Below are 6,340 nucleotides of genomic sequence, written 5' to 3'. Positions count from 1 at the left end.
TGACGCATAAACTTGGGAACTGACGCAAATTACTCTTCCCAACTTTTGTCTCGATTTATTACATACTGTTGTTGGAATACTAAGTTAGAAAATACTATTTTTAGGAGGAGTTTGCTTTGAAGGATAAATTACAAAACAGCACGGAAGACTTGGCCGCGAGACATTACCAACCTGAGGATTATGGAAAGAACGATGAATTGTCCTCTGGGCTCGCGACAACTCATGAACAAGTAAGTGATTCTTATATGGAAGGTGAAATTGCAGCCCCTTTCAATAACAAGAGTGTTAAAGAGACTGAATCTTCAAACGAAGGCTATCAGGACTACTATTCATAAGATTAGAATTCCCTTTTAGGAGAGATCCAATTTGAGTGAAGTTAATGAATTTATTCGGGGTATAACAACGAAGGCAATAGATACATTCTCAAATACATCGCAAATCGTAAAAGAAAAAATTAATACTGTTTTGCAAAGGCCTATGGCTACAATAGATGACCTAGCTCACTATATTTCAACCCACCCAGATACGAGTTTCGATACAAAAGAATTTCTTGGGTTTCAGTATCACTTTTACCACCTAAAGGTTTCGGATACTACCTTCTATCTCGAAACAAAGGGCAATGATGGAGACTATATCCTAGATTTATCAGTGTCCTCACCCGATGGTATTCTTTTTGAATACCATTCATTCGAAAAGAAGTACGGAGTGGACGACAAAGTCACTATTCCAGCTGCTCTTGCCAGTATTATTCAGTAATTACCAAGGGGACGATTCTACTGGTTTTCGTTGAACACCATAAGAATCGTCCCCCTGGATCCTAATTTTCGATTTCTACTATTTGTTGGTTTACTACTACATATACTTTTCGAATGCGGCGGTTTTCGACTTCAGTGACTGTTAAGGTGAGATGTAAATAATCAAAGGTGTCACCGGAAACTGGAATTTTTTCAAATGATTCAAAAATCCAACCTCCAACTGAATGGTGGGAGCTTTCTGGCTCTTCGATTCCAATGATTTCCGCAAAATCATCAAGTGGCATATCCGCATTTATTTCATATGTATTTTCATCTATTTGTGTGATATATTTAATTTTTTCATCATGTTCATCCCAAATCTCACCGACAATTTCTTCGATAATATCCTCTAATGTAATTAAACCTGATGTTCCGCCGAACTCATCAACGACAATTGCCAAATGTGTTTTGCTTTTTTGAAGTTCTGGCAGCAAGGTTGAGATTTTCATTGACTCCACAACGAAAAATGGTTTGCGAAGAATTGAACGAACATTTATTTTCTTTTGTTGAACCAGAAGACTTAAAAATTCACGCTCTGATAAAATGCCTATGATATTGTCGGTATTGTCTTCGTAGACCGGCACACGTGAATAACGTTCTTCTAAGAACATATCTCGTATTTTTTCAATCGGTTCATTGACTTCCACTGCAACCATATCAATACGTGGTGTTAGAATTTCTCCTACTAAAATATCATTGAAATCAAGGGATCGATGTACTAATTCTTTTTCTTTGTTATCAATAACTCCTTCTTCTTCACTCAAATCAACCATTACTTTGATTTCTTCTTCAGTAAAAGATGGAGTATCATCATTACTTTTTATAAGTTGGGCTGCTGATGATTTTAGTAATCCAAGTAAATAAGTAATTGGTGTGAGTAGCTTCATTAATAAATATAATATTCCTGAGACTCGCAATGAGTAGTTTTCTGCATTTTCTTTAGCGAATGATTTTGGGAGGACCTCTCCAAATACTAAAATCAGCAATGTCATCACAAATGTACTAATAACAAGTCCAGTATTCCCACCAAGAATATCTAAAGCAAGCTTTGAAGCTATTGATGCAGCAGCGATATTAACGATATTATTTCCAACTAATATTGTTGACAAGGCGTTATCAAAGTGCTCCGTAATATATAATGCTTTCTTACTTCCACGTCGTTTTTCATCCACATAATTTTTTAGTCTTATTCGGTTTACACTTGAATAGGCAGTTTCACTTGCAGAGAAAAACGCTGATAACATGATTAAAACGAGCAACAATGTAATGGTACTCAGTGGCAAATCGTCCACGTAAATTTCACACTCCTAATTTGTAATTAACTTTGTTTTTGTTTAAGATGGAGACAACAAGATATAAGTCAAAATTTTTAAAAATAATATAGATTATTTTTATAATAGCAAACATTCTTTTATATGGGAATGATTATCTATAAGTGTGATATTAATCACACCAGGCTATTTTTAGTATTGATATAGTACTTATAAGTAAAAATTAAGCGGCGGTGATCATATGGACTTTAAACTCAATACGTTATATGAAGAAATCGGTGGTGCAGATACCATCCAACATTTAGTGAATACATTTTATCCGAAGGTTTATGCTGATCCTGATTTAGCCCCTTTGTTCGAAGGTGATATGGATGAGATTAAAAGAAAGCAATATATGTTCTTAACCCAATTTACCGGTGGACCTACATTATATAGCAACGAATTTGGACCTCCGGCAATGAGATATCGTCACATGCCTTTTGAGGTCACACCAACACGCGCGCGTGCTTGGCTTCGTTGTATGAAAGAAGCATTCGAGGAAACTGGTCTTACTGGTGATGCTGCTCAAGCCTTCTATGCTCGTCTTCAACAAGTAGCAGGTATCATGGTTAATACACCAGATGAAGACGAATAAATCTCATAAAAAAAATCCACGATTTTCTCGTGGATTTTTTTTATGATTCGATAATAATGGTACCGATAAAAAACACTAATACTAAAGCAGCTGCAATGTTAAATGTAACGGATAATTCGTCCATAATGACTCCCCCATTATCTATTCTTTAGTATTAGAGTATCATCAAATGCGCAAAAGTCAGGTTCAGTTTTTAGGCAGTTTTTTGTCAAATGAATGAACATTTTGTGAATTTTAATTTTTATCATCCTAAATATCGATGATACAGACTCCTAGCCTCTGATAGATCCTTTGTTCCATGAATAAGAACACGTCCATCTCTGAAAACAACCATTCTGTTTGTTCCTTTTGTAAATGATAGTAGGTATGGATTCTTTTCGACTTTACCACCTTGGACAGTTAATAATTCTGCAAGAGCCTCTAAATCTCTCTCCATTCTTTCACTTGGTCGTATTTGAACAGAATCCCTGCCACATAAAACGGCAGACTTGGTTTGATTCTCGAAAGATAAAAAAGGATAGGTTGGATTAGTTCCACAAGAAAGACAGCCTTCTTTTTTCACGCGATCAACCTTAATCGCTGTATGTTGATTTTTCCATAAATCAAATGAAACTAATTTATTGCGGAGTGCATCGTAATCTTCAACCAATAATTTGAGAGCCTCTGTAACTTGATAGGCAACCACCATTTGAACAGCTGGACTGATGATTCCAACCGTATCACAAGTAAGTCCTCCCATTGGTATCGTTTCTAGTAAGCAGTGTAGACACGGTGTCTTCCCTGGAAGAATACAATAGCTAATCCCATAGCTCCCAACACATGCTCCATAAATCCATGGGATATTATATTTTTGCGAGGCATCATTTACAAGCATTCGAATATCAAAATTGTCTGATGCATCAATGATTAAATCTACACCCTCAATAATATTTTCAATCTCCTGAATGGAAACATCCATGACATGGGCCTGGATATCGACCTCTGAATTTATTTTTTCCAAGCGTTGTTTTGCCGCAACTGCCTTTGGTAAACGATTGGCTGCATCTTCTTCACTATATAATTGCTGTCTTTGTAAATTTGTCCATTCTACATAGTCGCGGTCCACGATTGTCAACTTCCCAATTCCGGCACGCACAAGTCCCTCAGCGCTTCCCGTACCAAGTGCACCAGCACCTACAATTAAAACATGTTTATTTCTAATCTTCTTTTGCCCTGTTATTCCAATTGGGCTAAATAACTCTTGCCTAGAGTAGCGTTCAGTCACCCCATATCATTCCTTCCTTCAAACTCCTGTAATTCCCAATATAATGTTCTTTATCTTTAGCTTGAAATTATCGTAACACATCTAGTTCCTTTCCATGTAGTAACGGGACTTCTAAATTAAAAATAATGGACAAGAGAGATAATAGCCAAGACTTAACATAATCACGAAATAAAGAATAAAAATCAAATCATACTTAGAAAGAGTCAGTTCATAGTAAAAGGTACGATTTTTTTGGTTCGAAAAGCGCTTTGCCTCCATTGCAACTGCAATCCGATGTGCACGCCTAATACTTTGTGATAATAACGGAATAGAATATGCTTTTAGTTTAAATAAGATAGAGCGAATCCCTTTTTGGTGTTCAATCCCTCGAACGCGCAATGCATTTTGAATCGTTTGGAACTCCTCCATCATAATGGGAATCAATCGTAATCCAGCCATAAAGCTATATGCATATTTAGGTGGCAACTTTAGTTGCTGCATCAACGAATAAAAAAGAAAAACGGGCCGTGTAGTTAAAGCGAACGTTAAGCCTAGACCCGCAAAAATAATTCCTCTAAAACCAACAACTAATCCTTTATAAATGCTTTCCTCTGATATTGTAATTAGTCCCCACTTAAAAAGTACCGTCTCGCCTTTACCAAATAGAATCATAGATGATGGGGTTGAGAGAAAAATAAGCAAAAATGGTAAAGTAAATAAAATGATTCGTTTAAATGAATGTCCTGTGAATCCAAAAAATAAGATAAATACGACCAATGAGGTATGAATAAGTAGATGAAGAGTATCAATGAATAATACTGCAATACATAAACTGACTAGTACGAACAGCTTTATACTTGGATTTATTCGATATAGCCATGTATCTTTACTTAAAATTTCCATGAGTAAATTCCTTTCCCTTATTACACTTGCACGAGGCTAAGATTTACTTTTGCCTGATTTAACAATTGATCTTTTATTAATCTCCCATTCTCAATTGTCCAACTTCTAGTCGCAAAATACTCTTCAATTTTTTCATCATGAGTAACCATAATGATCGTCTTGTTCTTTTGTCTAAAACCTTCTAGTAAAGTAAGAAGTGCAAACGTATTTTTTGAGTCAAGTCCAAATGTTGGCTCATCTAGTAGAAGAATTTCCTGTCCTCTTACAATTGAGGCTGCTACACTTAATCTTCTTTTTTGTCCCATAGATAACTGGTAGGGATGTTTGTTTTGATGCTCTATGAGGTGAAAGTTTCGAAGTAGTTCCTCTACTGTCTCAGATATTACTAGTTCATTTCGTTTATCAATTCTTAACGAATACGCAATTTCCTCATAAACAGAGTTTGTTACAAATTGAAGCTCAGGGTTTTGAAAAACAAAGGTCATGAGTTGATTGAGCTTTTTTGAAGCTGTAACTACTTCTCCAAATAATGAATAGTGACCTTTTGTTTGTATGAATTGCATTAGGGAGTGAAGCAGGGTACTTTTCCCAGCACCGTTTCTCCCCTTGACCACAATCCACTCTCCTTCATGAACTTGAACATCGTTAACATATATTTTTTCCTTTTTCTGTCTATATCCCTTAAACTCCTCAAGGCGAATAGATGGAGGATTAAGACCTTCTGTATTTACATATTCCATCCATTTAAAGTCTTGAACAAAGTGTTCCCAGACCCCGGGATACCAAATACCTTCCTCTTTGATGAGCGTTTTATAACTAGAAAAAATTTCAGCTTTAGATCCATCAGCAATGATTTCTCCAGATTCATTGAAAAGGATAATTCGATCAACAATTGGAAGGACGTGGTCCAGCTTGTGCTCTACGATGACTACTGTTTTATCCTCCACTACGTTTTTTATAACCTCCCAAATTTCCTTTGTCCCAATTGGATCAAGCATGGATGAAGGCTCATCTAAAAATAATACATCTGGCTCTAATGCCAATACAGAGGCTATGGCTAAACGTTGTTTCATTCCTCCAGACAAGGTTTGGATGTTTGTGTGGATGTCATCTAAATCTAATCCAACTTGATCTAAGAGACTTTTTATCCGTTCATCCATTTGGTCCCTAGGAATTTGTAGATTTTCTAAGACAAATGCAAGTTCTTCATCGACATAAGGCATGCAAAACTGTGAATCAGGATCCTGAAAAACATAGCCCCATTCTTCGGGAATCTGTAACTTATTTACCTTCATTGGCAATTCTATTGAGTTTGGAATAATCCCGCTTAATACTTGAAGGATTGTCGATTTCCCACATCCTGAAGGTCCTAGAATTAATATCTTCTCTCCTTTTTTAATATGGCAAGATAAGTCCTTAAAAAGCAAGGACTTATCTCCAGGAAATGTTAAACGAAGGTTTTCTACAAAGGCAATTGATTCCATGTTCGACCCCT

Annotated in this window: 7 protein-coding genes; 3 read left to right on the top strand and 4 right to left on the bottom strand. The window is 36.2% G+C overall.

The features are described 5' to 3' along the window. The first annotated feature begins 116 nt into the window (after positions 1-116). Together V7138_RS13860 and V7138_RS13855 are read left to right on the top strand one after the other, a co-directional pair. On the top strand, positions 117-335 hold the full coding sequence (locus V7138_RS13860; protein WP_335398295.1) for a YozQ family protein: 219 nt from the start codon (positions 117-119) through the stop codon (positions 333-335). Between the two features lie 31 nt (positions 336-366). After that, complete coding sequence (locus V7138_RS13855) at positions 367-756, top strand: hypothetical protein (protein WP_335398293.1); 390 nt, start codon at positions 367-369, stop codon at positions 754-756. Between the two features lie 61 nt (positions 757-817). Here the strand turns inward: V7138_RS13855 and V7138_RS13850 are convergent, their stop codons facing one another. Next, complete coding sequence (locus V7138_RS13850; RefSeq protein ID WP_335398291.1) at positions 818-2,086, bottom strand: hemolysin family protein; 1,269 nt, start codon at positions 2,084-2,086, stop codon at positions 818-820. A gap of 220 nt (positions 2,087-2,306) precedes the next feature. Here V7138_RS13850 and V7138_RS13845 point away from each other — a divergent pair, with 220 nt between their 5' ends. After that, positions 2,307-2,699, top strand: a complete 393-nt coding sequence (locus V7138_RS13845) for a globin (RefSeq protein WP_335398289.1) — start codon at positions 2,307-2,309, stop codon at positions 2,697-2,699. Positions 2,700-2,943: 244 nt separating this feature from the next. Here the strand turns inward: V7138_RS13845 and V7138_RS13840 are convergent, their stop codons facing one another. The 3 genes from V7138_RS13840 to V7138_RS13830 all read right to left on the bottom strand — a co-directional run bounded on the left by V7138_RS13840 (position 2,944) and on the right by V7138_RS13830 (position 6,329). Next, a complete protein-coding gene (locus V7138_RS13840) occupies positions 2,944-3,963 on the bottom strand; it encodes a thiazole biosynthesis adenylyltransferase ThiF (RefSeq protein WP_335398287.1) in 1,020 nt (339 codons plus the stop codon). 111 nt (positions 3,964-4,074) lie between these two features. Then, positions 4,075-4,845 carry an energy-coupling factor transporter transmembrane component T family protein gene (locus tag V7138_RS13835; RefSeq protein ID WP_335398285.1) on the bottom strand — a complete coding sequence of 257 codons (771 nt, stop codon included), beginning with the start codon at positions 4,843-4,845 and terminating at the stop codon, positions 4,075-4,077. A gap of 20 nt (positions 4,846-4,865) precedes the next feature. Then, complete coding sequence (locus V7138_RS13830) at positions 4,866-6,329, bottom strand: ABC transporter ATP-binding protein (protein WP_335398283.1); 1,464 nt, start codon at positions 6,327-6,329, stop codon at positions 4,866-4,868. Positions 6,330-6,340: the final 11 nt, after the last annotated feature.

Source organism: Bacillus sp. JJ1533 (assembly GCF_036965045.1).
Classification (GTDB): Bacteria; Bacillota; Bacilli; order Bacillales; family Bacillaceae_L; genus Ferdinandcohnia.
This window is presented reverse-complemented; position numbering and strand designations above follow the sequence as displayed.

Excerpts from the sequence above, each read along its gene's own strand:
- V7138_RS13845 (WP_335398289.1), top strand. The coding sequence starts at position 2,307 with ATGGACTTTAAACTCAATACGTTATATGAAGAAATCGGTGGTGCAGAT.
- V7138_RS13835 (WP_335398285.1), bottom strand. The coding sequence starts at position 4,845 with ATGGAAATTTTAAGTAAAGATACATGGCTATATCGAATAAATCCAAGT.
- V7138_RS13830 (WP_335398283.1), bottom strand. The coding sequence starts at position 6,329 with ATGGAATCAATTGCCTTTGTAGAAAACCTTCGTTTAACATTTCCTGGA.